We start from the raw sequence: 22,914 nt of genomic DNA on the forward strand, positions 1-22,914 counted from the left end.
CCACACCTCCATGCTGGCTGTACTATTAATGTTGCCTCCTGCGGCCATATTTATAACCGTGCTAAAGAGAAAAAAGCCACCCAAAATGGGTAGCTTTTCTACATTTTTTTTGTTTGTGCAAGCGCGAGCAATTCTTCGGCATTTTTCCTGGTCAAATCTGTCACTTCGACGCCAGAAAGCATCCGTGCCAGTTCGTCCACTTTTTCGTTTTCATCTAAAACCTTGACGCTCGTGAACACACGGTTATCTGTTTCAGTTTTGGAGATATACAAATGGTGGTCAGCTAATGCCGCCACTTGTGGTAAATGAGAAATACAGAGTACTTGTGAGCCTGCTGATATTCGTTGGATTTTTTCACCTATCGCCTGGGCGACTCTGCCGCTCACGCCTGTATCAACTTCATCAAAGATGACTGAGGTGATTCCTTCTTTTGCAGAGAAAACGGACTTTAGCGCAAGCATGATCCGCGACAATTCCCCGCCAGAAGCAACTTTCGCAAGGGGTTTCAACGGTTCTCCGGGATTAGCTGAAATCATAAATTCGATTCTGTCTTGGCCTAACCGTTTTAAACTCGAGAGATCTCCTTTATTTGAATAAGGCTCGATTGCTACTTGAAACTGCGCTTTTTCCATATACAGGTCCTGCAACTGTTTCTCAATTGCTTCCATTAATTCCGCCGCTGCCGCCTTGCGCAAATCAGTCAAAGCTTCCGCTTCAAGAAGCAAGTCTTCTACAAGGGCGTCGTGTTTTTCTGTTAAAGTCGCTAACCGGTCATCCTTATGTTCAATCGCTTCCAGCTCTTCTTCTATTGTGGCTGCATATTCCAATATCGCTTCAACTGAGTCACCATATTTGCGTTTCAACTTGTCGATTTCAGCAAGCCTCGTTTCAATAAACGCGAGCGTTTCCGGGTCAAAATCAATCGCCTCAATCGCTTCCCGAATCGCATAGGTCCCTTCTTCAAGCATATAGTAGCTCGATGACATTTGTTCATATAAAGGGGCTAATTCCTCGTCAATGGAGGCAGCGGTCTCTAAGTGGGAAAGCATGCCGCTAATGTAATCAAGGCCTCGTTCTTCACTGTACATATGTTCATAACTACGGGTCAAAGCCTCATAAAGCTTCTCACTATTGGCCAGTTTATGCCGTTTTGCCAGTAACTGTTCGTCTTCCCCTGGCGTTAGCTTCGCTTGTTCGATTTCTTGTAGTTGATAAGCATACAAATCGGCTTTCCTTGCCATTTCTTGCGAATTTTGGTTTAAATTGTTGATTCGGTCCGTTATTTTTTGGACTTCATTAAACAACCTTGTATATTCAGCACGCGTTTTTTTTAAGGCCTCGCCGCCGAAACTATCTAATAGTTCCACATGTTCTTCTATGCGCATTAATGACTGGTGCTCATGCTGGCCGTGCATGTCAATTAATGTCTGTCCAACTTCCCGCAACATGCCAATCGTTGTCAACTTGCCATTTATCCGGCAAACACTTTTTCCAGCATCTGTAATATCACGCCGAAGAATGAGCATGCCTTCTTCGCATTCAACACCGACTGGCTCGAGTTTTTTTAGGGCAGGATGGCCCTCGCCAATCGCAAACAAGCCTTCAATTTCTGCTCGTTTTTCGCCAAAACGGACAAACTCGGCTGACCCTCTCCCGCCTAACAATAATGCGATTGCATCGATGATAATGGACTTGCCTGCGCCCGTTTCCCCAGTCAACACGGTCAACCCTTTTTCAAAAGGGACTGTTAAAGAGCGGATAATGGCAAAATTTTTTATCGACAGTTCCATTAACATCCTCTCGCCACCTTCCTCAAAGCATATTCAAGAACCGTTCTGTTACAACTTGTCCATCTAGCTCGGTACGGCAAATAATTAAAATCGTGTCGTCTCCGCAAATCGTCCCCATCAATTCTTTCCAATCAAGGTTATCAATCAGAACAGCGATGGCGTTCGCATTACCTGGCATCGCCTTCATGACGACAAGATTGCCTGTTCGATCAATACTAATAAAACTGTCGGTTAATATTCGCTTCAGCTTTTGCTGTGGGTTAAATTTTTGGTCTGCAGGCAGGCTATATTTGTAGCGCCCGTCTTGCAACGGCACTTTTACTAAATGAAGCTCTTTGATATCACGAGAAACCGTTGCTTGCGTGACGTTGTAGCCATCGCTTTTTAGCCGATCCACTAAATCGTCCTGTGTTTCAATTTCATAATTGGTAATAATTTCCCGTATTTTAATATGGCGTTGCCCCTTATTCATGCCATCACCTTACCTCAAATTAAATTCAATTTTTGCAACGAACAACGTCTTTTTTATATTATCTACGGTTTGCCCGCTTTCGGCAAGATTGATACACTGCCTGCCTACAAAAAAAGAAGGCCGCATGCCCGCTGCCTTCTTCCAAGATATCCAGCAATGGCGGCCGGTTGGCAAGCTTGCCCGTTTTGCTGCCTGCTTGGCTTTCCTTTGTTTTTTAATGGTTTTTTAAACGTTGGGATGATTCGACAACTTGGCGAATGACGTCCTCTTGTATATGCATGCGCCCACCGCCTTTTTGCAAATGGATTAAAAATTCAATATTGCCTTCACCGCCAGTAATCGGCGAATAGCTTAAATCGACAACATCAAATCCAATCGAACAGCTAAAAGCGGCAATGCTTTCAATCACTTGTTCATGAATAGCCGGGTCGCGAACAATCCCTTTTTTTCCAACTTGGTCCTTTCCTGCCTCAAACTGCGGCTTAATAAGCGCGCATACATCACCATCCGTAGCGAGGATTGCAAAAAGTGGTGGCAACATTAAGCGCAAAGAAATAAAGGACACATCGATTGTCGCAAACTGGGGAATGCCATTGGCAAAATCACCAGGTACAGCGTGGCGGAAATTCATCCTTTCCATCACCGTCACACGTTCATCCTGGCGAATTTTCCAAGCAAGCTGGTTATAGCCAACATCAACGGCATACATATGCTTCGCCCCATGCTGCAAGGCGCAGTCGGTAAAGCCGCCAGTGGACGCGCCAATGTCAAGGCCAATTTTCCCAGCAATCGGAAAATCGAACGTCTGCAACGCTTTTTCCAGCTTTAACCCGCCTCGGCTCACGTAAGGCATTTGTTCTCCTTTAATACGCAACGGCAAATCAACGGCTACTTTCATGCCGGGCTTGTCAAGCCTCTCAGAGTCACTATAGACAAGCCCGGCCATGATCGTTCGTTTTGCTTTTTCCCTTGTCTCACACAGTCCCCTTTCAACGAGGAGAACATCAAGGCGTTCTTTTACTGTCATCCGCTTAGGCCCTCTTCCGCTTCTGCGGCAACATGCTGATAAGCGTGTCGGCAATCCGTTCTGGCGTTAAGCCAACTTCTTGATAGAGCTCGTTTACGCTCCCATGCTCAACAAAATAATCAGGAATGCCCATACGCTTCAATTCCACGTGCATGCCTTTTTCATTGTAAAACTCAAGGACAGCACTGCCAAACCCGCCTTGAAGGACAGATTCCTCAATGGTCAGCAGCGGCAACTCCTCTTCAGCAAGCGCTTCAAGCAATTCCTCGTCAAGCGGTTTAACGGAGTTCGCATTAATGAGACGAATGCTATAGCCAGCTTGTTTCAATTGCGCCAGCGCTTTTTCTGCCACTGGAATCATCGTGCCGAAAGTGAGAATAGCCGCATCTGTGCCTTCCTGGAGTACATTCCATTTGCCAATTGGTAGCCTTGAAAGGGCGGCGTCCATTTTCACGCCTGTGCCATTCCCCCGGGGATAGCGGATCGCAATTGGGCCGTCGTCGTAGCAAATGCCTGTATAGAGCATATGCTGGAACTCGTTTTCATCTTTTGGGTTTAAAATCGTTATATTTGGCAACGACCGTAAAAACGCAATATCGAATACACCTTGGTGCGTTTCCCCGTCAGCGCCAACAAGGCCAGCGCGGTCAATCGCAATAAGCACGTTTAAGTTTTGCCGGCATATATCATGGACGACTTGGTCATATCCACGTTGCAAAAAGGTTGAGTACACAGCATAAACAGGCTTCATTCCTTGTGTCGCAAGGCCAGCTGACATCGTGGCTGCATGTTGCTCAGCAATGCCGACATCAAACATGCGATCAGGAAACTCCTCAGCAAACAAGTCGAGCTTTGAGCCTCCTGGCATGGCTGGTGTAATCGCTACAACCCGATCATCTTCGCGAGCAATTCGCTTTAACGTGTTTGCAAAAACGCTTGGGTAGCTTGGCGGTCCCGGTTTTTTCACCATTTCACCGCTCTCAATCTTGTACGGCCCTGTCCCGTGCCAAGCTCCTGTCGCATCTTCTTCTGCTGGTTTATAGCCTTTGCCTTTTTTCGTCAGGACGTGTACCAATACTGGTCCTGATGTTTTTTTCGCATAGCTTAGCTGATGTTTTAAGTCGTCTAAATCATGCCCGTCTACAGGTCCTAAATAAGTGAATCCCATTTCCTCAAAAAACATGCCAGATACCATTAAGTACTTTAAGCTGTCCTTTAATCGTTCTGCTGTATCTGCAAGTTTCCCACCAAAGGCTGGGATTTTGCGGATAATCGTTTCAACGTCCTCTTTTGCTTTTTGGTATTTCCCAGCCGTACGTAAGCGGCCAAGAATGCTGTGCAAAGCGCCGACATTGGGTGCAATTGACATTTCATTGTCATTCAAGACGACAATTAAATGTTTCTGTTCATGACCAATATGGTTCAATGCTTCCAAGGCCATGCCCCCTGTAAGCGCACCATCGCCTATAATCGCCACAATGTTTTCATTGGTCCCTTTTAAATCCCTGGCTGTTGCCATTCCCATTGCCCCTGACAAAGAAGTGGAGCTATGTCCCGTCTCCCAGACATCATGCTCACTCTCCGTACGCTTTGGAAATCCGCATAAACCTTTGTATTGACGGAGTGTGTCGAATTGAGGTGCGCGCCCAGTCAATATTTTATGCACATATGCTTGGTGGCCCACGTCCCATAGCAATTTATCTTTCGGGCTATCAAAGAGCTGGTGGAGCACAAGTGTCAACTCGACCACTCCTAAGTTCGGGCCAATATGGCCGCCTGTCGCCGAAAGCTTTTCGATCAAAAAACGACGTATGTCCGCGGCAATCTCTTCCAATTGTTTATTCGAATAGTTCTTTAAAAAGCTCGGGTCTTGGATTTCTTCAAGGTTCATCGCTGAAACCCCCATTTTCTGTTCTGCTTCTCTCCTGCAAATCAATCGCTGTTACCGGAGAATTAGTCTTGTCTTTGTTTAGGCAATTATAACAAAAAGATGGACGGAAAGAACAGCAATAACCTACCGTCGCTGTTCATAAAAAAAACCAACCGGCTCCAGGTTGGTTCAGACTGCAGACAAACGCTCCCATACGTCGTCGTTTGTCTCGTTTTATAGGCCGTTCTTTCCCCATCTTCCCTCCGGTTTTATCTCTTCGCCTGACAAACCGTTTGATCTAGTCTGTTTGGTGTTTAATGGTCACGCGTAACGATGTAATTCGCCAAGTCCTCGAGCAACGTCCCTCGCAATTGAAGCTCATCGAGCACTTGTAAAGCCCGGTCATAATGAGTGTTTAGCATCTTTTTCGCTCCATCAAGGCCAAGAAGTCCTGGATAGGTGCTTTTATTATTGACAGCGTCGCTACCGACAGGCTTTCCGATTGCGATTGAATCGCCTTCTACATCAAGAATGTCGTCCTTGATTTGGAATAATAGCCCAATCTCCTGCCCGAATTCGCTCAGTTTGCTCCGTTCCTCGTTTGACACCCCGGCAATAAGGGCTCCTGCCTCGATTGAAAAAGCCAACAATTCGCCCGTTTTGCGCTTATGAACGTTGGCAAGCTGTTCCACTGTAAGCTGTTTTCCTTCCGCAAACATGTCAGCAAGCTGACCGCCTACCATGCCGGAGGCGCCAGCAGCTTTGGAGAGGGCGGTAATGATCGCTACTTTTGTTTCTGCCGAAAGAGGGGCGTCAGCATTAGCAATCAAGGCAAAACTTTGTGTCAACAGGGCATCGCCAGCGAGAATCGCTGTTGCTTCACCGAATACTTTATGATTCGTTGGTTGACCCCGGCGCAAGTCATCGTCATCCATCGCTGGCAAATCGTCGTGAACGAGAGAATACGTGTGGACCATTTCAATTGCGCACGCTGCATCAAGGCCGTGTAAAATCGGTTGGTCATATGCCTCCAACACAGCCAACAACAACACGGGGCGTACCCGTTTGCCGCCTGCTTCGAGTGAGTAAAGCATTGCTTCCTTTAAGCGGTGTTCAGCCTCTAACTCCCGCACGTATTCAGGCAACTTTTTGTCCACAAGCTGCCTAGCCTCTTCTAAAAACGTATGAAACCATGCACTCACTCGTTTGCCTCCTCTTCTAAATTCGCTTCAACCAATTCCCCGTCTTCATGCATAATTTGGTCAAGCTGTTTCTCCACTTTCAGTAATTTTTCATGACAGCTTTGCGATAAGTCCATTCCTTCCTTAAACATGTCAATTGCTTGTTCGAGAGGGACATTGCCTTCCTCTAGTTTTTCCACGAGCCATTCCAACTGCCTCATGGCCTCCTCAAACGGCAAATCCTTTGTTTCAGCCATTTGATTCACCTCCACTTTTTATTTCTCGTTTCCCCACTACATGGCATTGTACGTTTCCGTCTGCCAGTTTCACTACGATATCATCATCTATGTCCACGTCTTTTGCCGTTTTTACTAACGCATCTTCTTTATAAACGAGCGAATAGCCCCTGTCCATTACTGCTAGCGGGCTTAAGAGCTGAAGTTGTTGGATTAAGGCAGACAGGCTTTGCCGCTTCCTTTGCGTTTCTGCCGCCATAGCTCGAACGAGACGTTCATGGTTTTGCCGTCGTTCTTTTTGTAATTGACTAATCCGGGTAGCTGGATGCTGACGGAGAATGGCTTGGTGCATATGTTTAAACGCCAGTGTCTTTTGCTCGAATTTTATTTGCATAGCCCGGTTCAACCGTTCCATTAGCCCGTCAAGTTGCTGTTCCTTTTGGTGGACGAGCTGGACAGGGTAACGAAACGCATAGGAGCGTTTCAACCGCTCTAGCTCTGTCCGTCTTGTTTTCACTTGCTCTAAAAGCGAACGCTCTAGCCGCTTTTTCAAATGGCCGATATGCTCCATTAGTTCACGGGCATCGGGCACAGCAAATTCTGCCGCCGCCGTAGGAGTCGGAGCCCGTCTGTCGGCTGCAAAATCGCTGATCGTAAAGTCTGTTTCATGGCCAACGGCCGAAATGACAGGAACAGCGGACTCTGCAATCGCCCGTGCTACCACTTCTTCGTTGAAAGCCCATAACTCTTCAATCGAGCCGCCGCCCCTTGCGACAATGACGACATCAAAAATATTGGCCATGCTTGCCTGTTCCAGCGCGCGGCTAATGGAAAGCGGTGCTCCTTCTCCTTGGACGAGTACAGGAAAAAGCGTTACGCGTATTTGCGGATAGCGCCGTTTTAATGTCGTCATCATATCACGGATCACAGCACCTGTTGGCGACGTAATAATCCCAATATGTGTTGGAAAACGGGGAATCGGACGCTTACGTTCCTCGGCAAATAGCCCTTCCGCCTCAAGCGCTTTCTTTAAGCGCTCATACTCGGCAAACAAACTGCCAATGCCGTCAGGCTGCATTTCTTTTGCGTAAAATTGGTACTGCCCATATGGCTCGTACACATTAATTTCGCCGCGAATGAGCACATTCATGCCATTCTCAGGCTTAAAGCGGAGGAAGCGGTTATAGCCAGCAAACATGACAGCTTGCATCCTCGATCCTTCATCCTTGATTGTAAAATACATATGGCCCCGCGTATGCTGTTTAAAATTGGAAAGTTCACCGCGGATCCATATTTCAGGCAAATGGGGATCGTCTTCTAACAATTGCTTAATATAACGTGTCGCTTCGCTTACTGTCCAAGCTTCAGCGACACCAGCATTTCCAGCCATCCCACAAGCCTCCTAATTTATTTGTTTTTCATTGCCGTGTCATATGAATTCGACAATACCCCATTGATAAAACGACCTGCATCAGTTCCGCCAAATGCTTTCGCAAGCTCGATTGATTCATTCAACGTTACATTTACAGGGATATCGTCTAAATACAGCATTTCATACAGCCCCATGCGTGCGATTGCCCGGTCCACGTGGCCCAGTCGGTCAAGCGTGTACCCTTTTAAATTTTCGCTTAAATACCCGTCAATTTCAGCTTGGTGTTCAAGCGTTCCATAGACAAGCGTTTTGTAAAATTCGCTCGGTTCTTCTTCATCATTTAGCGTATTTTCGATCGCTTTGTCCACGCTGATATCAATTAAAGTCAGCTGGTAGAGCGTTTGCACAGCTCGCAGCCTTGCTATACGTCGGTTCATAATTAACTCCTTTAAGATTTGTCTTGTTTAGTATAGCGCAAATCAGCGGCGACGTAAAAACAGAAAAAACCGGCAGTAGCCGGTTTTTTCAGACTGTAGACAAACGCTCACATACGTCATCGTTTGATAAGCGTTTTCTCTCAGCCTGATCAGGTTTTCGAATCCAGACAGTTTCTTTTAAGACGCTTATTCGTAGTCGCTATCCACTGAGTTTTGTGCTTCTGGGGACTCGAAGTAAACGCCAACGACATGGACATTGATTTCATTTAAGCGAATAGCCGTCATCGTTTCCAGCGCTTGTTGAATATTAAGCTGGATTAATTTGGCCACTTCCGGCACAGCCGCGCCATAGGAAATAATAATGGAAACGTCGACAATAATGCCTTCTTCCGTTAGTTCAACTTTAACGCCTTTTCCGTGGTTCTTCCTCCCGAGGCGTTCAGCTACATCAGCAGCAAAGTTGCCTCTTAGTGCAGCCACACCTTCCACTTCCTGTGTCGCGATTCCGGCAATTACTTCAATGACTTCTGGAGAGATTTCAACTTTCCCAAGCCCGCCTTTTTGCTCGTCAAGTTCTAACAGTTGGTGGTCTTCCATGTTTAAACGCCCCTTTGCTTATTTTTTTACTGGCATCACATCATGTTCTTCAACAAACTTCGTATTAAAATCGCCAGAAACAAACACATCATGGTTTAAAAGCTGGAGGTGGAACGGAATCGTTGTATCAACGCCGCTAATTTCAAATTCAGACAACGCCCGTCTCATCCGGGCAATCGCCTCCTCCCGTGTAGCGCCATGCACAATCACTTTAGCGATCATCGAGTCATAAAACGGCGAGATGACGCAGCCTGGATAAGCAGCTGAATCGACACGGACGCCAAGCCCACCAGGAGCAAGATAGTCAACGATTTTTCCTGCAGAGGGCATAAAGTTCTTTTCTGGATTTTCAGCGTTAATGCGGCATTCGATTGACCACCCGCTAAACGTGACATCTTCTTGCGTTAACGACAGCTTTTCATTGTCTGCGATGCGGATTTGTTCTTTAATCAAATCAACACCAGTGACCATCTCCGTCACAGGGTGCTCAACTTGGATGCGCGTATTCATTTCCATGAAATAGAAATCGCCAGTATTGTGGTCATAAATAAATTCAACTGTACCAGCTCCAGAGTAATGAACGGCTCTCGCTGCTTCTACCGCCGCACGCCCCATTTCTTGACGCTTTTCCTCTGTAATAGCAGGAGAAGGGCTTTCTTCAAGCAATTTTTGCAAACGGCGCTGAATCGAACAATCTCGCTCGCCTAAATGGATGACATTGCCGTGGTTATCGGCCAGCACTTGGATTTCAACATGCCTGAAATCCTCAATATACTTTTCTAAATAAACGCCAGGATTGCCAAACGCCGTCTCCGCTTCTTGCTGCGTCACTTTAATGCCCGATTCTAATTCTTTCTCATTGCGGGCGACACGGATCCCTTTACCGCCACCGCCGGCCGTTGCTTTAATAATAACAGGGTATCCAATATCGCGGGCAATATGTTTTGCATCTTCAATTGTTTCTACAATTCCGTTTGAACCAGGAACGATTGGTACACCGGCTTTCGCCATTGTTTCCCTGGCAACATCTTTCGTCCCCATCCGGCTTATTGCTGTCGGGCTTGGGCCAATAAAGGTAATGTTACAGTCCGCGCAAATTTCCGCGAAGTCGGCGTTTTCTGCTAGAAAGCCATAACCAGGATGAATCGCGTCCGTTTCCGTTAATGTCGCCACACTCATTAAGTTTGTGAAATTCAAGTAGCTTTTGGCAGATTCCGTTGGCCCAATGCAAAATGCTTGGTCTGCAAGTTGGACGTGTAATGAATCGGCATCTGCTTCAGAATAAACGGCCACTGTTTCAATGCCGAGCTCCTTACACGCACGAATGACTCGAACGGCAATTTCGCCGCGGTTGGCTATTAAAATTCGTTTGATCATCGTTATCGCCCCTACTTATTCCGTTCAACAACCATCAACGGCTGTCCGTACTCAACAAGTTCACCGTTTTCTGCCACAATCTCAACAATTTTCCCTTTTGTATCAGCTACAATCGGGTTCATTAGTTTCATTGCTTCAACAATGCAGACAACCGTGTCTTCCTCAACGCTATCGCCTGTGCGCACATACGGATCGGCATCAGGCGATGGCGCTGCATAAAACGTCCCTACCATCGGCGACGTAACCGTAAACAAATCGCGGCCATCAGCATTAGCCTCTGGCTCCTTGCTTTCAACTTTTTCCTCCGGTTGCGCCGCTGGTGCTGGCGCGGCAGCAGGCGCTTTTTGTACAGCGACTGTCGGCTGCTCTAACGGCACTGCGACCTGGCCATTGTTTTTCTTTAATACAAGTTTGCCATTTTCTTGTTCCAGTTCAAGTTCCTCAAGAGAAGAGGAATCAAGTGCTTCTATTAGACTTTTAATTTCTTCAACGTTAAACATCATGTAACAGCTCCTTTTCAATTGCTTCGTCTAGTGGTCATACCACTTCAGCGCCACCCGTCCCATAGATCATGTACTAACGTTCGGGGTTGGCGAGGAAAAATCCTTTATTATGTAATAAAATTGCAGGCGTAAGAGGGAGTGCTCCCCCTTACTCTTGTTCTTCTGTCGTCTGTGCGTCTTTTTTATATTGCCGAAACACAGGAAATTCCGAGAGGTTGTCCGGTATTTTGCCATTTTCCAGCAAAATGATTTTAACAATATTTTTATTGCGTGCCATATGGTATTTTTCCCCATATTCATTTTCCTGGGTATAACGCTTTAAGTTTTCATAGTCTTCCTCTTGGATCGACACGCTTACACGGTCGCCATCTTCATCTTCGATTTCCTCAGAAAAGCCAACTTCAAATTCGACGATTTGAATATGGTCATTTTTTATATTGCGTGTCTGCTCGAGGACAGCTTTCGCTCCCTCCGTTAAATCAGACCATTCCATCTGCAATCTCTCCTTACTTCATTATACATTGCTGTATTATACCATGTGTAGAAGAGGAATGCATGCCGCAAAAAAAGCGGCTTGAGCGAAGGCTGCATCAAGCCGCTTAAAAACCGGTATTATTCTGCTATTTGGTCCAAGTGGACAGAAATGTCTGCTGTTGTTTGCAAATGCTCTTTGGCAAGCTGCATAATTGAGTTGGCTTCTGCTTTTGAAAGACTTTCAGCTTGGACCATGATTTGTACGCTGTCTGCTTCAGACATGACGAGCGCATCGTTATACCCCTCTGCACGCAAGAGCGATTCGAGCATTTGCTCGTTGTCCCCTACGGCAAGAATTTCAATCGATTTGTCGTTCGCAGCTACTGCGTCCTCAGCTGAGCTATCTTCAGCAGACGCTTCGCGCGTATACTGTTCTGCTTCTTTATGGCGCGCTTCATTCAATTTCATACGCGCCTCCGTGTAATTGTCGTTACCAGAGAGGCTTGCGATCATCTCATCATCAACCGTTCCGTCTTCATTCACTTCGACTTCCACCCCTGCTTCTTCTGAAGCAATTGGGTCTGTGCCTTCATCCCCAGCGTTTTGATTACCTGGATAGGCATAGTACACGCCAAGAACCAACATTAAACTTAACATTGTCAATAGCCAAACCGTTTGCTTTTTAAGAACCATTTTTATTCCTCCTTCATTTTCTTCGGCATAACAGAAACGCGATGGGGCGCTACATCTAACACACGGCTCACCGCTTCTACCACCCAAGCCTTTACTTGTACATTTTCGACTCCTTCCGCAACAACAAGCACACCTGCTACCGCTGGTTTTTCTTTTGAGCTGACAAGCGGCTCTTCTTGATCGCCGTTGCGGGTAATCACGACATTTTCTTCTTCCTGAGTATCTTCTACTTTTCTGCTGCCGCCTTCACGGTCTGTCTCATTTGTCTCTTGACGCCCGCGTTTTACATTTTTCTCATAGACCTGCTTTTCACTTTCCGCGAGATTGACAACGATTGAGACATTATTGACACCGACTATCTCTTGCAGCGCCTCACGCAATTGATTTTCATAGCGCATTTCATAGTCAGCCATTGAATTTTCTTCGACTTTTCGACCAAACACAGGGGCTGTGTCCTCCCCGCCGTCTTCATTCGAGTCTGCCTCATTTGTAGCTGGCATCGCGTCATCATTGTCCGGTTGCAAAAATTGACTCAAAAGCATCAGCACTACACCGAGACAGCCTAGCAGTAAGATGTATTTGGGCGAAAAGCTGCGTTTTTTTTTATCTGGCTGTTTTGGCAGCCACTTTTTAAACCAATCGTCAGCTTTTTCTTTGTCATTCATTCACCCACCCCTCCTTCTCTTACCAATGTGATTGCGGACTCTGGAACACTCCATTCGTCGGCCAAAAACAGAGCAAGCTCGTCATTGTTTTCAACCGGCTTTTGCTGGCTAGGCTCGGCGGTTGTGTCGATTTCGATGGAAACAGGTTCGATTGGCTTCCCTGCACTTAAGCTGGATTCTGCTTTTTCCGACGAACCTACATGGACTTCAATCGCCACTCCAGGTTCCTCTGCTGTCTCCGCCACGGCGATGTGCGTAATGGACATTTGATGACGACTCGCCAACTCTTCCTCAACTTGGTCTTTTAGTTGGACAGCCACTTGTTCAGATGTATATGCATCAAAGAACTGATCTATCTCTTTTTTTTGTGAATTTATTTTTTCCTCAATGTCAATGGCTTGTTCTTGTTGAGATGCCTGCTCTACCAGGCTGGAGAGCCATTTTTCAGGGTCTTGGTGAAACAGGGAAAGCACAGGTTGGAGCATCATGACAAGCAGCATCAAACTAACAACCAGTTTGACATAGTTTTTTAACGCTGTATTTGGCAAAAGCAACTCAAGGACGACCGCGAGCAAAATCAACAGCACAATTGACGTTACCCACCCATTAATAAATTCGATTTTGCACGCCTCCTCACCTCATCAAAAAAGCGATGTTGCTGGCCGCAACCATTAATGTGATTGCTAAAAAAAACATGAAGCCGACGAGTGCAAGCGCCGCAAACACATATAGGACGGCTTTGCCGATGATTCCTAAACAATCAATGATCGCCCCGTCGCCAAGTGGCTGGAGAACAGCAGCCGAAACCTGAAAAATAAACGCAATCGACAACACTTTAATCGCAGGAAATGCGCATATGGCCAAGAGAATGACAAGCCCACTCATCCCTATCGTATTTTTTAAAAGCAATGAAGCGCTCGCAACGGTATCCGTTGCATCTGTAAACATTCGCCCTACTACTGGAACAAAATTGCTCGCAATAAACTTTGCGGTCCGCAACGTTAATCCGTCGACAGCGGCAGTCGTCGTTCCTTGGACTGAAACGACCCCTAGGAAAACAGTCATACAAATGCCAAGCAGCCCAACTGCTCCAGTTCGGAATAAATTCGCTAGTCGTGTCACTTTATAATGGTCACTGAATGTACTGACTATGCCAAGTACAGCCGAAATGAACAAAAGCGGCAAAACGACAGCATTGACAAGCAATCCACTCGTATGGACTAAAAAAATAATAATTGGATGAAACAATGCTGAAGTCGATGCGCCGCCAATGGAAGCCATCATTGCCAACAACAGCGGCAGCAACGCAATCGTAAAGTGAACCATCGAATTGATCGCTTCTGTCGCATATGTAATGGCTGTATGAAAACCATTCATTGCAATCATCGCTAATACTAACAACGTGACCGCATAAGCTGTTTTGCTTACTGTCTGGTGTTCGAACGCGGTTTGAAACGATTGAAGGATATAAGAAAAAATCGTCAACAACAGCAGCATTCCCATTAATTTCCCATTAACGATCAATTCGTGGAACAAGTATTTCACGAGGCCGACGCCCCACTCCTTTAAATCAAACTGCTTGTCTCCTTTTAAAAAATCGGTTAAATTCCCCTTTTGGCTTTCAGGAAGATAGCCCCCATACTCTTCTGAGACAGACTCCCAGTAGTCTTGGATTTCATCAAGCTTTAATAAGTTTAACTGCTCGCTTACGAGCTCTTCGGCTGGCGGTTGGACGTTATCTTCTTCTGCAAGCGCGCTCTCGCTTTGAACGCAAAAGCACCAAATGATGCAGAAAAGCAAGGAAACGGCGATTTTTTTGCTTCCCATTACGCTTGTCCTCCTTATCCCGACATGGGCAAAAGCGACAAAATCATTTCAATGACAGCCTTGATGATAGGGATTGCCAGCACAAGAATAAAAATTTTTCCTGCCAGTTCAATTTTTGAAGCGATTGAGCTTTGACCGGCATCCTTGGCAATTTGCGCGCCAAATTCCGTAATATAAGCAATGCCAATGATTTTTAAAATCGTTTGCAAATAAACCATATGGATGTTTGCACTTTCGGCAAGCTGGCTGATCATCTCAATCATGACGGCAATTTCGTCAATCAAAAATAGAAAAATAAAGGCGCCAACGAACATTGTCAGCAAAAAAGCAAATGCCGGTTTCTGCTCTTTTACGACAAGTGCTAGAAATGTTGCAATCAGCCCTAATCCAACTAGTTGGACGATTTCAATCGCAGCTCACCTCCTTGGCTACGCCTGGAACAAAAACACGCTGCGGATTTTCTGGAACAAGTCGTCAATGATTGTGGCAACCATATATAAAACAACGACAAAGCCGATTAGCGTTACCCAGTGGGCCCAATCTTCCTTGCCCATTTGCTTAAGCACGGTATGCATCATCGCAACGATAATGCCAATTCCGGCAATTTGGAATATCGTATTCACATCATATGCCACCTGCTCATCCTCCCTGCTTTCGCTTTTTATACAAATAAAATGACGAGTAACAGCCCTGCAAGCACGCCTAGCGTTTTCGCCATTTTTTCATAGCGAAGCTGTGTCTCTTTCGCTTCAAGCTCCTCCCGCTCCAAATGGGTTTGGGCGAGCTTTAGCTGCTTTTGTTGCTGGCTGCGGTCCATCGTTCCAAGCGTAGCGCCAAATTGATGCAACACTTCTCGTTCTCCGCTTTTTAATGCCGTTTCCTCCCACACGGCTTCAAGCGCTTCCCTCCAGGCGTCCATTGCCGTTTGCTTACGCTCACGAAGCTTCGCAGCGAAACAGGCAAACATGTCTCCGACTGCGCCTTCTAGTTGCTTGGCAATGTTTTCGCTAGCTTGGGCGAGAGGCGTTTGCCCGTAGAGCATTTCTGCTTCAAGCGCCTGTAATGCCACACGAAGCTGACGAATTTGCTGGGGCCTATCTCTTAGCTTTTTCGCCTGCTCTAGCCCGTAAAGAGTGGAGCATAAAAGAATGAGCGCAGCACCGAGCCATTTCATCGCCTTATCCTCGTTTGCTGCGGGCGTCTTACTCGCTTAATGCTGCCAGGGCGCGGGCTTTTCCCTAACTCGATGACACAAGTGAACACCTCTTGTTCAAACAGTCCTTTAAAAACGGGGCGCTTTGCTACTTCTTCAAATGTATGGCCGTGGGCGGTGGCAATAAGGCTAACGCCTGCATGGCGTGCTTCTAGAATCGCTTTGGCATCTTCTTCTCTGCCAATTTCATCAACGATTAGGACATCAGGAGACATGGAGCGGATTAACATCATCATTCCTTCTGCCTTTGGACAGCCGTCGAGAACATCGACTCGTACCCCAAGTTCATGCTGTGGCACGCCAGCCACACAGCCAGCAATTTCTGAACGTTCATCGACAATGCCGACTTTGCAAGAGGGGATGTGGTCTTTTTTGCTTCCTGAACTAACGATCCGGGCTACATCGCGCAACACGGTTGTTTTCCCAGTTTGCGGCGGTCCAATGAGCAAAGCATTCTGCCAACTACTTGTTTGTCGATCATAAAGTTTGTCAATTACCTTTTCCGCAGCGCCTATTTTTTGGCGGGCAATCCGGACATTAAAAGAGCTGACCGGACGAATGGTTTGGACCGAGCCGTTTTCCAAAACGGTTTTCCCAGCAAGGCCGACTCGGTGCCCGCCAGCCACGGTGATATACCCTTTTTGCAGTTCTTCTTCAAACGCGTAGAGCGAATATTGGCTAAGCTGGTTTAAAACATAGCTAGCGTCAGCAACGGAAAATCGGTATAGTGGATTGGTCGAATAAACGGAACGGGAGGCAAACAAACATTCAACCGGTTGGCCTACCCTTAACCGGATTTCTTCAAGCTCCTCCAATTCTGCCGTGCGAAAGCCTTCTATAAAGGATTGAACCGGCTGAGGAAACAGCCGTAGTAAGTCACGAAGCATAAGCGATCCTCCTATTTGCGGATGCCAATTAAAATGAGGGCAACGCCTGTGGCGATAAACAATAACTTGCTTGGCGACAGTTTGTCAGCAATGCTGATCAAGCCAATGGCAATCGATAATAAAAAAATCGAAGGACCGACGATGGCAAGGACAGCATTGATCGCTACGGCTCGTTCAATGCTGTTGTATTTGAGCATTAGCAACGCAGCGCTAATTTCTATCAAGCCAGAGAGCAGCCTCAACCCCACCATGACAAGAAGCGCCCATTTAATGGCAACAAACATATTCAATTTGCCGGTCACCCCATTTCGATCTTTTCGAAAGACAAGCTACTTTGTACACTCTATGAATGGCAAGGACCGTTTTAGAACAGGATAAAACGATAAAAAACGTCAACAAAATGAATCGGACAGATAGAAAACGCTTGTGAGACGAGGAGTGCAGGTGAGAGGAGGTGCGAATAGAACGGGGGGTTCATGAGCACGGTTTTCTTGCGCATGAAACGAAAGTTTAAAAAGCATATAACCGAGGCATACGACGACGTATGCGAGCGTTTGTCTACAGTCTTAAAAGCAGCTTCCTGTAATGAATTAGGAAGCTGCTTTGATCGATTTTCCCTTTCGAAAATGGGTTGCCAGCGTTCGTAGCTTTTTCTCTACTTTTCGATTGAATCGTAATTCCCTATTCGCATTTATATGCAAAAGTTCATCTGGAAAATTAATTCCGTATAATGTAAATGCTTCTTCAAAGAAAGGGCGGATTCCCGAAGCGATGATAGCCTGATGGGCTTCGTCTCCTTCCGTGGTCAGGCAGATGACGTGTTTAATAGCAGGTATAACGAACACAATAGTGGCGTCGTTTGCCACATGTATGGGCGTCTCACTAACGTTTTCGTTTATGTCCAAGCGTGTAATTTCTCCAAAAAGAGTCGCTTCTACCACTGTAGCGAGAGCAGCCGCTTTTACTGAATTGCCGACAACAAGAACGGTTTGAGCCATATTCCCCCTCCTAAAACACATTAATTCCATCGGATTAATAAAATTTTAACGGATGTTCTCCTTATATGCAAGCCTATCATGCCGTTTTCGAATAACTGGCACAAACCTTCCCCACGCTGTTGTTTTTTTGCTATACTAAAAGCAAATTGATTGTAAAAGAGAGTGCCATTCTATGAGAACAGAAGTGCCTTTAATTGAAAAAAACATCGTTTTAGTCGGGTTTATGGGCGTCGGCAAAACAAGTATCGGTCAAGCGCTGGCCAAAAAAATGTACCGTGATTTTATCGATATTGACGCCGAGATCGAAGCAAAGTTAAACATGAGCATTCCAACGATTTTTGAAAAACACGGGGAAGCTTTTTTTCGTCAACATGAAAAAGAAGCCGTTTTTTCTGCTTGCAAGGAAAAATTGAAAATTATTTCCCTTGGCGGTGGCGCCTTTACACAGGAAGCAATCCGCCAGCGCTGCCTTGCCGACTGCATTGTCATTCATTTGGATCTTTCATTTGAGTCTTGGAAAGATCGTGTCCACATGCTGATTGACAACCGCCCCATTCTCCAAGGAAAATCGATGCCTGAATTAAAACAACTTTACACGGTAAGACGCAAGGCTTATGAAAATTATCACTCCCGCTTTTCGACAGATGCATTCAATGTCGATGAAGCGGCGGAGTATTTAAAAGAATCACTCCACCTCGCTTATGAAATCGAAGGCTAAGCCCATTCGTAAAAAAAGCGGCTTCTCCTTGCTAGTCAAGGAAAAGCCGCTTTCATTATGCTCTTGATACGTAAGAAGCCGATCTTGTGTCAATCACAAGCTTATCGCCCTGGTTTACGAAAAAAGGCACCTGAACAGTCAAACCTGTTTCTAGTGTTGCTGGCTTCGTACCGCCTGATGCTGTATCGCCTTTAATTCCAGGCTCGGTTTCTACCACTTCTAATATGACCGTATTCGGCACTTCTACGCCCAGTGTTTCGCTTTCATACGAAATCACATGCACTTCCATGTTCTCTTTTAAAAATTTTAGCTCGTACTCAATTTGCGCAGTTTGCAGTTCAAGCTGTTCATACGTTTCGTTATCCATAAATGTGTGTGTGTCGCCGCTTGCATACAAGTATTGCATACGACGATTTTCAATATGCGCTTTTGCGACTTTCTCGCCAGCGCGAAACGTTTTCTCTTGAATCGCGCCTGTCCTCAAGTTACGCAGTTTTGAACGGACAAACGCTGCTCCTTTTCCTGGTTTAACATGTTGGAACTCCATCACTTGCCAAATGCCATTATCGACTTCAATGGTTAAGCCCGTTTTAAAATCATTCACTGAGATCATTTCGTTTCCTCCATTTGCACGATTTGCCTTGTTTACTATACCACAGCTTTCGCTCTGTGTCTTTATACACCGACATGAATGAGCGTCCGCGGCGAATGAGTCAGCGTTGAGTTTCCGTCTTCTGTAATGACAACGTCGTCTTCAATACGCGTACCACCTACGCCAGGTATATAAACACCAGGCTCAACCGTCACGACCATTCCTGGCTGCAAAACAATGTCCGATTTTGTTGATAAACTTGGTCCTTCATGTACTTCCATGCCAAGCCCATGACCTGTTGAATGGCCAAAGTATTGGCCGTATCCTTTTTCGGCAATGTAATCCCGTGCAAGGGCATCGCCTTCCTTGCCAGTTATGCCTGCTTTAATGCCCTCAACAGCTTGCTTTTGAGCAACCCGTACCGTTTCATAAATAGCTAGCAGTTCATCCGATACATCACCTACTGCCAGCGTCCGCGTGATGTCTGAACAATACCCGTTATAATAAGCGCCATAATCGAGCGTGACCAATTCACCATGCTCAATCGTTTTTTCTGAAGCAACCCCATGAGGCAAGGCAGAACGAACGCCAGAAGCGACAATAATATCAAATGAAGAAGATACCGCTCCTTTTTTGCGCATAAAAAACTCAAGTTCATTGGAAACGTCTATTTCTCTTACGCCAGGTTTAATATATCCTTGAATATGGGCAAACGCTTCATCTGCAATGGCTGCCGCTTTTTGCATAATCGCGATCTCTTCCTGTGTTTTAATGAGACGAAGCGATTCAACCACTTGCGAAACGGGGATCAATTTTGTATTGTCCAGCAAGTGCTGGTATGTTTCAAATTCTGCATATGTAAGCTGTGTTTTCTCAAAACCAAGGCGCTTTATGTGGAGTCGTTCCACTTGCGCGGCAACTTCCTGTGGAAGCGTGCCTTTTTGTTCAATTACAGAACAATCAATGACTTGTTTCATTGCTTGTTCGGTATAACGAAAATCTGTCAGAAACAGTGCGTCTGTTTCAGTAAGTAAAACAGCGCCAGCCGTTCCGGTAAACCCACTGACATAGCGGCGGTTAATGTTGCTGGAAATGAGCAAACCGTCCAATTCATAATCGCTTAGCTTTGCTTGCAATGTTTTTACAATCGACATGGCTATCCCTCGCTTCTTCCTCGAATAAGCAAATTGTAGCACAATTTTTGCCACTGGGAAACGGGGCTCTAATTAATGGCGAGCTTCGTTTTGTTCTGCATACTCATAAGCAATCGAATAGCCGATAAACAGACCGTAAAGGATAAATAGGCATAATGTTGTTACCAGTGTATTGACTGTGTACGATTGAACTGGTTTTAATTGTGGGATAAAAGGATTAAGAATGTAAAAAACAATCACCCATGTCAATACGCCAAAACCGACTCCAGGCCAGATGCTATTCACTTTTTGCAGCATCCACTTGTACAAAAACGCAATCCCAATCGAGCAAATCGCAATCACGCCAACGCCAACAACCTGGCCGATGTGGCCGGTTTTCCACTCTCCTAAAGCCCATGGTAACAAGACAAAGGAAGGCCCTACTTGTGTAAAATTGAAATAATAAGAGAAATAGCCAATCAACGACCAAATAAGCCCGCCAAAAAAGCCGATCAACGCCGTTTTAGTAGCAAAGCTCATTTGTTTTTCTTCTTGTATTTGCCGATGCAACTCTTTTCTTCTTGACATGCTTGCACACCTCCATTTGCTAGCATGCCCTAAATAAAAAAAAACTTGTACGCTTGTTCGTTTTTGCTAAAAAAAGGTATAAACAAGGATTTGCCGTACATACTTTTAAAAACCAATCTTCGTCAATTTGCCTTGCCCGCTGTTCATAGACGTTTTATACTTTACTTATAAATGAATGAACGATAAAATCAGGACTTCGTTTTCCCCGTCTTGCATGTTCACGATCTTGTGCATGTGTCTTCCTCATTTGGCCGAATGTCCATGGAACCGCTTTAGACGATGGACGCTATTTTTGCGAACGTGTTTACGCAAGCTTAAGCTTTTATTTAGAAAGGGGACATGGACGTGAATAACCCAATGAAAACCATTTTTGTTGTCTTGTTCGCACTAGCAGCAATTGGTATTTTCAGCAACATTGGCAGCTTCTTTTCAATGATTGGCAAAGCAGTGATCGCCATTGCTGCCATTTACTTTATCTACCGGCTCGTAATCGCAAAACGGTATGGCACGAGCATTTTTCCAAAACGCAAAGACGGGCCGACCCGTGCCCAGATAAAAAAAGCGCAGCGAACAAGCTCTGCAAACAAGCAGGAACAAAAACGAGGATTTAAACAAAACGCAGCCAAACCAGCTGCAAAGGCAAAAAGCACATTAAAAAAAGGAGCAAAGCGCCGGTCAGGGCCGCAGTTGACTGTCATTGAGGGCAAAGGGGCGAAACCAAAACGGAAGAAAAAAGCGTAATCCGACTCAATCGGTGTGTGATTTGGAACGGGTAAACTACAAGAATACGAGCGCAGGAGGCTCTTTGACGAAAGAGCCTCCTGTTTTTAAGGTGTCCATGTCGATAGAAATGCAGTTGTTTTTTCACGACCGAGTTGAACCATATGCTGTTTTTCTTCTTCCGTTAGCGAAAAGTCGGTTGATTTGATGTCCTCGACAGGGATAAAGACGACATTTTTCGCATGCTTTTCACTAATATAGCGAACATCATGGGCGCTTGTCATCGTTTCGAACAGCGCTTTGTACATGTCAACAGCATTGTTGATCACCGCTGGCGGCCGCTCGTCAATCCGTGGCGCTAATTGAAAGCCAATCACCGGGCGCCTCCAACCTCCTTGGCTGCCGTCTTTAAAAAGCCACATCGGAAAATTGCTTAGCAACCCACCATCGACCATATAAAACGGCTTTTTTTTCACGGATCGGTCATTTAGCTTTACCGGCTCAAAAAAAAACGGAATGCTGCAGCTCATGCGAATAGCCTTTGCTACACTAAAGAGGCCGGGGTCATATTTATATTTAGGCAAATCATCTGGGAGCACAACCATCCGTCCTTGTGTAATGTCGGAAACAATAACCCGCAATGAGCCGCTCGGAAGGTCAGCAAAACGCCGGATTCCTTTTTCCGCCAAAACGTCTTTAAGCCATGCTTCCAACTGATCGCCTTTATATAAACCGAGGCGAAAGTAAAGATTGATCCACTTGGCAACAGGTAAAGGCAAAAACGACATCCGTTCATCTTTCATTTTCACGACATCAAGCTCATCTAACAGCCGATGCAGCTCTTTACTCGTATAGCCAGCCACAAGCAGCGCTGCTATAATCGCGCCTGCGCTTGTACCGGCAATCCGTGTAAAGGAAAGCTTGCGTTCTTCCGCTGCTTCAACTGCGCCTACAAAGGCAAACGCTTTAACGCCGCCTCCCGCAAACACGGCATCTACATTCACTTTCGTCACCCCCTTATCACCTATATGTGAAAAAAGAAGGATGGTTTCCTTCTTTTTACGGGGGTGCTATAAATCCATCTATAAATCGTGACCGTTACTCGTCTTCGGGAAAGTCGTTGCGCTTTTGAATTTCCCGCAACTCGGCGATTCTCGTTTGGTTTTCTTGGAAGTATTGGACAAGGTCGCCAATCCGGTCGATCGCATCCCAGCTGATATGATGTTCTATCCCTTCGACATCTTTATAAATATGGGTATCGTCCACGCCAATGATCTTCATAAAATCCTCGAGCAATTCGTGGCGATAAACGAGCCTTTTGCCGATTTTATTGCCCTTTGCCGTCAAAACCAAACCCCTATAACGCTCATACACCAAATACTCGCTCTTATCCAGTTTTTGAACCATTTTCGTCACCGACGATGGATGGACTTCAAGCGCTTCGGCAATGTCCGATACCCTTGCATATCCCTTTTCTTCAATTAACATATAAATCCGCTCTAAATAATCTTCCATGCTTGGTGTTGGCATGAAATCCCTCCAAT

29 protein-coding genes are annotated in these 22,914 nt (G+C 45.8%); 2 read left to right on the plus strand and 27 right to left on the minus strand.

Features of this window, described 5'->3' with window-relative positions; genetic code table 11:
• Positions 1 to 98: 98 nt before the first annotated feature.
• From recN to N6H06_RS16265, 22 genes are all read right to left on the minus strand, one after another.
• Positions 99 to 1,796 (minus strand): DNA repair protein RecN, encoded by a 1,698-nt coding sequence (gene recN, locus N6H06_RS16160; protein ID WP_263707531.1) that lies wholly within the window; start codon positions 1,794 to 1,796, stop codon positions 99 to 101.
• A gap of 16 nt (positions 1,797 to 1,812) precedes the next feature.
• Positions 1,813 to 2,262: a transcriptional regulator AhrC/ArgR gene (ahrC, locus tag N6H06_RS16165; RefSeq protein WP_062749339.1), complete on the minus strand. Its 450-nt coding sequence runs from the start codon at positions 2,260 to 2,262 to the stop codon at positions 1,813 to 1,815.
• 214 nt (positions 2,263 to 2,476) lie between these two features.
• Positions 2,477 to 3,289 (minus strand): TlyA family RNA methyltransferase, encoded by an 813-nt coding sequence (locus N6H06_RS16170; protein WP_263707532.1) that lies wholly within the window; start codon positions 3,287 to 3,289, stop codon positions 2,477 to 2,479.
• Positions 3,290 to 3,293: 4 nt separating this feature from the next.
• Positions 3,294 to 5,180 (minus strand): 1-deoxy-D-xylulose-5-phosphate synthase, encoded by a 1,887-nt coding sequence (gene dxs, locus N6H06_RS16175; RefSeq protein ID WP_263707533.1) that lies wholly within the window; start codon positions 5,178 to 5,180, stop codon positions 3,294 to 3,296.
• Between the two features lie 293 nt (positions 5,181 to 5,473).
• Positions 5,474 to 6,361: a polyprenyl synthetase family protein gene (locus N6H06_RS16180; RefSeq protein WP_062749345.1), complete on the minus strand. Its 888-nt coding sequence runs from the start codon at positions 6,359 to 6,361 to the stop codon at positions 5,474 to 5,476.
• The gene (gene xseB / locus N6H06_RS16185; protein ID WP_011247307.1) at positions 6,358 to 6,597 is read right to left on the minus strand and encodes an exodeoxyribonuclease VII small subunit; all 240 of its coding nucleotides are present in this window, start codon (positions 6,595 to 6,597) and stop codon (positions 6,358 to 6,360) included. Before xseB ends, N6H06_RS16180 begins: the two co-directional genes overlap by 4 nt.
• Positions 6,590 to 7,966 carry an exodeoxyribonuclease VII large subunit gene (gene xseA / locus N6H06_RS16190; protein WP_263707534.1) on the minus strand — a complete coding sequence of 459 codons (1,377 nt, stop codon included), beginning with the start codon at positions 7,964 to 7,966 and terminating at the stop codon, positions 6,590 to 6,592. Before xseA ends, xseB begins: the two co-directional genes overlap by 8 nt.
• A 17-nt stretch (positions 7,967 to 7,983) precedes the next feature.
• Positions 7,984 to 8,385: a transcription antitermination factor NusB gene (nusB, locus tag N6H06_RS16195; protein WP_062749347.1), complete on the minus strand. Its 402-nt coding sequence runs from the start codon at positions 8,383 to 8,385 to the stop codon at positions 7,984 to 7,986.
• A gap of 186 nt (positions 8,386 to 8,571) precedes the next feature.
• Complete coding sequence (locus N6H06_RS16200; RefSeq protein WP_062749349.1) at positions 8,572 to 8,982, minus strand: Asp23/Gls24 family envelope stress response protein; 411 nt, start codon at positions 8,980 to 8,982, stop codon at positions 8,572 to 8,574.
• 18 nt (positions 8,983 to 9,000) lie between these two features.
• Positions 9,001 to 10,359: an acetyl-CoA carboxylase biotin carboxylase subunit gene (gene accC / locus N6H06_RS16205; protein WP_062749351.1), complete on the minus strand. Its 1,359-nt coding sequence runs from the start codon at positions 10,357 to 10,359 to the stop codon at positions 9,001 to 9,003.
• A gap of 11 nt (positions 10,360 to 10,370) precedes the next feature.
• A complete protein-coding gene (gene accB, locus N6H06_RS16210; protein WP_062749921.1) occupies positions 10,371 to 10,859 on the minus strand; it encodes an acetyl-CoA carboxylase biotin carboxyl carrier protein in 489 nt (162 codons plus the stop codon).
• Positions 10,860 to 11,010: 151 nt separating this feature from the next.
• Entirely contained in the window at positions 11,011 to 11,355 is a 345-nt protein-coding gene (locus N6H06_RS16215) for a hypothetical protein (protein ID WP_011247313.1), read from the minus strand.
• A 119-nt stretch (positions 11,356 to 11,474) separates the two neighbouring features.
• Positions 11,475 to 12,029 carry a SpoIIIAH-like family protein gene (locus N6H06_RS16220; RefSeq protein WP_062749353.1) on the minus strand — a complete coding sequence of 185 codons (555 nt, stop codon included), beginning with the start codon at positions 12,027 to 12,029 and terminating at the stop codon, positions 11,475 to 11,477.
• A gap of 2 nt (positions 12,030 to 12,031) precedes the next feature.
• On the minus strand, positions 12,032 to 12,694 hold the full coding sequence (spoIIIAG, locus tag N6H06_RS16225; protein WP_062749355.1) for a stage III sporulation protein AG: 663 nt from the start codon (positions 12,692 to 12,694) through the stop codon (positions 12,032 to 12,034).
• Positions 12,691 to 13,314 carry a stage III sporulation protein AF gene (spoIIIAF, locus tag N6H06_RS16230; protein ID WP_318527585.1) on the minus strand — a complete coding sequence of 208 codons (624 nt, stop codon included), beginning with the start codon at positions 13,312 to 13,314 and terminating at the stop codon, positions 12,691 to 12,693. The genes spoIIIAG and spoIIIAF overlap by 4 nt, the downstream gene beginning before the upstream one ends.
• A gap of 13 nt (positions 13,315 to 13,327) precedes the next feature.
• Complete coding sequence (spoIIIAE, locus tag N6H06_RS16235) at positions 13,328 to 14,521, minus strand: stage III sporulation protein AE (RefSeq protein ID WP_062749359.1); 1,194 nt, start codon at positions 14,519 to 14,521, stop codon at positions 13,328 to 13,330.
• A 14-nt stretch (positions 14,522 to 14,535) separates the two neighbouring features.
• Positions 14,536 to 14,931: a stage III sporulation protein AD gene (gene spoIIIAD, locus N6H06_RS16240; protein ID WP_073304298.1), complete on the minus strand. Its 396-nt coding sequence runs from the start codon at positions 14,929 to 14,931 to the stop codon at positions 14,536 to 14,538.
• Positions 14,932 to 14,949: 18 nt separating this feature from the next.
• Entirely contained in the window at positions 14,950 to 15,156 is a 207-nt protein-coding gene (gene spoIIIAC / locus N6H06_RS16245; RefSeq protein WP_011247319.1) for a stage III sporulation protein AC, read from the minus strand.
• A 26-nt stretch (positions 15,157 to 15,182) separates the two neighbouring features.
• A complete protein-coding gene (gene spoIIIAB / locus N6H06_RS16250) occupies positions 15,183 to 15,695 on the minus strand; it encodes a stage III sporulation protein SpoIIIAB (RefSeq protein WP_062749362.1) in 513 nt (170 codons plus the stop codon).
• Positions 15,692 to 16,621, minus strand: coding sequence for a stage III sporulation protein AA (gene spoIIIAA, locus N6H06_RS16255; RefSeq protein WP_212953955.1), 930 nt, complete (start codon positions 16,619 to 16,621; stop codon positions 15,692 to 15,694). The genes spoIIIAB and spoIIIAA overlap by 4 nt, the downstream gene beginning before the upstream one ends.
• 11 nt (positions 16,622 to 16,632) lie before the next feature.
• Positions 16,633 to 16,905 carry a YqhV family protein gene (locus N6H06_RS16260; RefSeq protein WP_062749922.1) on the minus strand — a complete coding sequence of 91 codons (273 nt, stop codon included), beginning with the start codon at positions 16,903 to 16,905 and terminating at the stop codon, positions 16,633 to 16,635.
• Between the two features lie 306 nt (positions 16,906 to 17,211).
• Entirely contained in the window at positions 17,212 to 17,619 is a 408-nt protein-coding gene (locus tag N6H06_RS16265) for a hypothetical protein (RefSeq protein WP_263707535.1), read from the minus strand.
• 172 nt (positions 17,620 to 17,791) lie between these two features.
• Here N6H06_RS16265 and N6H06_RS16270 point away from each other — a divergent pair, with 172 nt between their 5' ends.
• Positions 17,792 to 18,337 carry a shikimate kinase gene (locus N6H06_RS16270; RefSeq protein ID WP_062749367.1) on the plus strand — a complete coding sequence of 182 codons (546 nt, stop codon included), beginning with the start codon at positions 17,792 to 17,794 and terminating at the stop codon, positions 18,335 to 18,337.
• 55 nt (positions 18,338 to 18,392) lie between these two features.
• On the opposite strand, the gene efp is transcribed toward N6H06_RS16270, so the two are convergent.
• From efp to N6H06_RS16285, 3 genes are all read right to left on the minus strand, one after another.
• The gene (gene efp, locus N6H06_RS16275; protein ID WP_011247325.1) at positions 18,393 to 18,950 is read right to left on the minus strand and encodes an elongation factor P; all 558 of its coding nucleotides are present in this window, start codon (positions 18,948 to 18,950) and stop codon (positions 18,393 to 18,395) included.
• Positions 18,951 to 19,012: 62 nt separating this feature from the next.
• Positions 19,013 to 20,083, minus strand: a complete 1,071-nt coding sequence (locus tag N6H06_RS16280) for a M24 family metallopeptidase (protein WP_062749369.1) — start codon at positions 20,081 to 20,083, stop codon at positions 19,013 to 19,015.
• A gap of 72 nt (positions 20,084 to 20,155) precedes the next feature.
• Positions 20,156 to 20,650, minus strand: a complete 495-nt coding sequence (locus N6H06_RS16285; RefSeq protein WP_062749371.1) for a YqhR family membrane protein — start codon at positions 20,648 to 20,650, stop codon at positions 20,156 to 20,158.
• A gap of 345 nt (positions 20,651 to 20,995) precedes the next feature.
• On the opposite strand from N6H06_RS16285, the gene N6H06_RS16290 reads away from it, so the two are divergent.
• The gene (locus N6H06_RS16290; RefSeq protein ID WP_062749373.1) at positions 20,996 to 21,391 is read left to right on the plus strand and encodes a hypothetical protein; all 396 of its coding nucleotides are present in this window, start codon (positions 20,996 to 20,998) and stop codon (positions 21,389 to 21,391) included.
• 86 nt (positions 21,392 to 21,477) lie between these two features.
• Here N6H06_RS16290 and N6H06_RS16295 read toward each other — a convergent pair whose 3' ends face one another.
• Positions 21,478 to 22,374 (minus strand): patatin-like phospholipase family protein, encoded by an 897-nt coding sequence (locus N6H06_RS16295; protein ID WP_062749375.1) that lies wholly within the window; start codon positions 22,372 to 22,374, stop codon positions 21,478 to 21,480.
• A gap of 94 nt (positions 22,375 to 22,468) precedes the next feature.
• Positions 22,469 to 22,900, minus strand: coding sequence for a transcriptional regulator MntR (mntR, locus tag N6H06_RS16300; protein WP_062749377.1), 432 nt, complete (start codon positions 22,898 to 22,900; stop codon positions 22,469 to 22,471).
• Positions 22,901 to 22,914 lie beyond the last annotated feature (14 nt).

This window comes from Shouchella tritolerans (assembly GCF_025770735.1).
Classification (GTDB): Bacteria; Bacillota; Bacilli; order Bacillales; family Bacillaceae_D; genus Shouchella; species Shouchella tritolerans.

What these genes read in the sequence shown, in the direction of transcription:
- accB (WP_062749921.1), bottom strand. Translation starts at nt 10,859, where the DNA reads ATGTTTAACGTTGAAGAAATTAAAAGTCTAATAGAAGCACTTGATTCC.
- accC (WP_062749351.1), bottom strand. Translation starts at nt 10,359, where the DNA reads ATGATCAAACGAATTTTAATAGCCAACCGCGGCGAAATTGCCGTTCGA.
- nusB (WP_062749347.1), bottom strand. Translation starts at nt 8,385, where the DNA reads ATGAACCGACGTATAGCAAGGCTGCGAGCTGTGCAAACGCTCTACCAG.
- N6H06_RS16200 (WP_062749349.1), bottom strand. Translation starts at nt 8,982, where the DNA reads ATGGAAGACCACCAACTGTTAGAACTTGACGAGCAAAAAGGCGGGCTT.
- spoIIIAB (WP_062749362.1), bottom strand. Translation starts at nt 15,695, where the DNA reads ATGAAATGGCTCGGTGCTGCGCTCATTCTTTTATGCTCCACTCTTTAC.
- spoIIIAG (WP_062749355.1), bottom strand. Translation starts at nt 12,694, where the DNA reads ATGAATGACAAAGAAAAAGCTGACGATTGGTTTAAAAAGTGGCTGCCA.
- spoIIIAA (WP_212953955.1), bottom strand. Translation starts at nt 16,621, where the DNA reads ATGCTTCGTGACTTACTACGGCTGTTTCCTCAGCCGGTTCAATCCTTT.
- ahrC (WP_062749339.1), bottom strand. Translation starts at nt 2,262, where the DNA reads ATGAATAAGGGGCAACGCCATATTAAAATACGGGAAATTATTACCAAT.
- N6H06_RS16280 (WP_062749369.1), bottom strand. Translation starts at nt 20,083, where the DNA reads ATGTCGATTGTAAAAACATTGCAAGCAAAGCTAAGCGATTATGAATTG.
- dxs (WP_263707533.1), bottom strand. Translation starts at nt 5,180, where the DNA reads ATGAACCTTGAAGAAATCCAAGACCCGAGCTTTTTAAAGAACTATTCG.
- N6H06_RS16170 (WP_263707532.1), bottom strand. Translation starts at nt 3,289, where the DNA reads ATGACAGTAAAAGAACGCCTTGATGTTCTCCTCGTTGAAAGGGGACTG.
- N6H06_RS16260 (WP_062749922.1), bottom strand. Translation starts at nt 16,905, where the DNA reads ATGTTTGTTGCCATTAAATGGGCGCTTCTTGTCATGGTGGGGTTGAGG.
- N6H06_RS16270 (WP_062749367.1), top strand. Translation starts at nt 17,792, where the DNA reads ATGAGAACAGAAGTGCCTTTAATTGAAAAAAACATCGTTTTAGTCGGG.
- N6H06_RS16285 (WP_062749371.1), bottom strand. Translation starts at nt 20,650, where the DNA reads ATGTCAAGAAGAAAAGAGTTGCATCGGCAAATACAAGAAGAAAAACAA.
- recN (WP_263707531.1), bottom strand. Translation starts at nt 1,796, where the DNA reads ATGTTAATGGAACTGTCGATAAAAAATTTTGCCATTATCCGCTCTTTA.
- efp (WP_011247325.1), bottom strand. Translation starts at nt 18,950, where the DNA reads ATGATCTCAGTGAATGATTTTAAAACGGGCTTAACCATTGAAGTCGAT.
- mntR (WP_062749377.1), bottom strand. Translation starts at nt 22,900, where the DNA reads ATGCCAACACCAAGCATGGAAGATTATTTAGAGCGGATTTATATGTTA.
- spoIIIAE (WP_062749359.1), bottom strand. Translation starts at nt 14,521, where the DNA reads ATGGGAAGCAAAAAAATCGCCGTTTCCTTGCTTTTCTGCATCATTTGG.
- N6H06_RS16265 (WP_263707535.1), bottom strand. Translation starts at nt 17,619, where the DNA reads ATGGCTCAAACCGTTCTTGTTGTCGGCAATTCAGTAAAAGCGGCTGCT.
- xseB (WP_011247307.1), bottom strand. Translation starts at nt 6,597, where the DNA reads ATGGCTGAAACAAAGGATTTGCCGTTTGAGGAGGCCATGAGGCAGTTG.
- N6H06_RS16220 (WP_062749353.1), bottom strand. Translation starts at nt 12,029, where the DNA reads ATGGTTCTTAAAAAGCAAACGGTTTGGCTATTGACAATGTTAAGTTTA.
- xseA (WP_263707534.1), bottom strand. Translation starts at nt 7,966, where the DNA reads ATGGCTGGAAATGCTGGTGTCGCTGAAGCTTGGACAGTAAGCGAAGCG.
- N6H06_RS16215 (WP_011247313.1), bottom strand. Translation starts at nt 11,355, where the DNA reads ATGGAATGGTCTGATTTAACGGAGGGAGCGAAAGCTGTCCTCGAGCAG.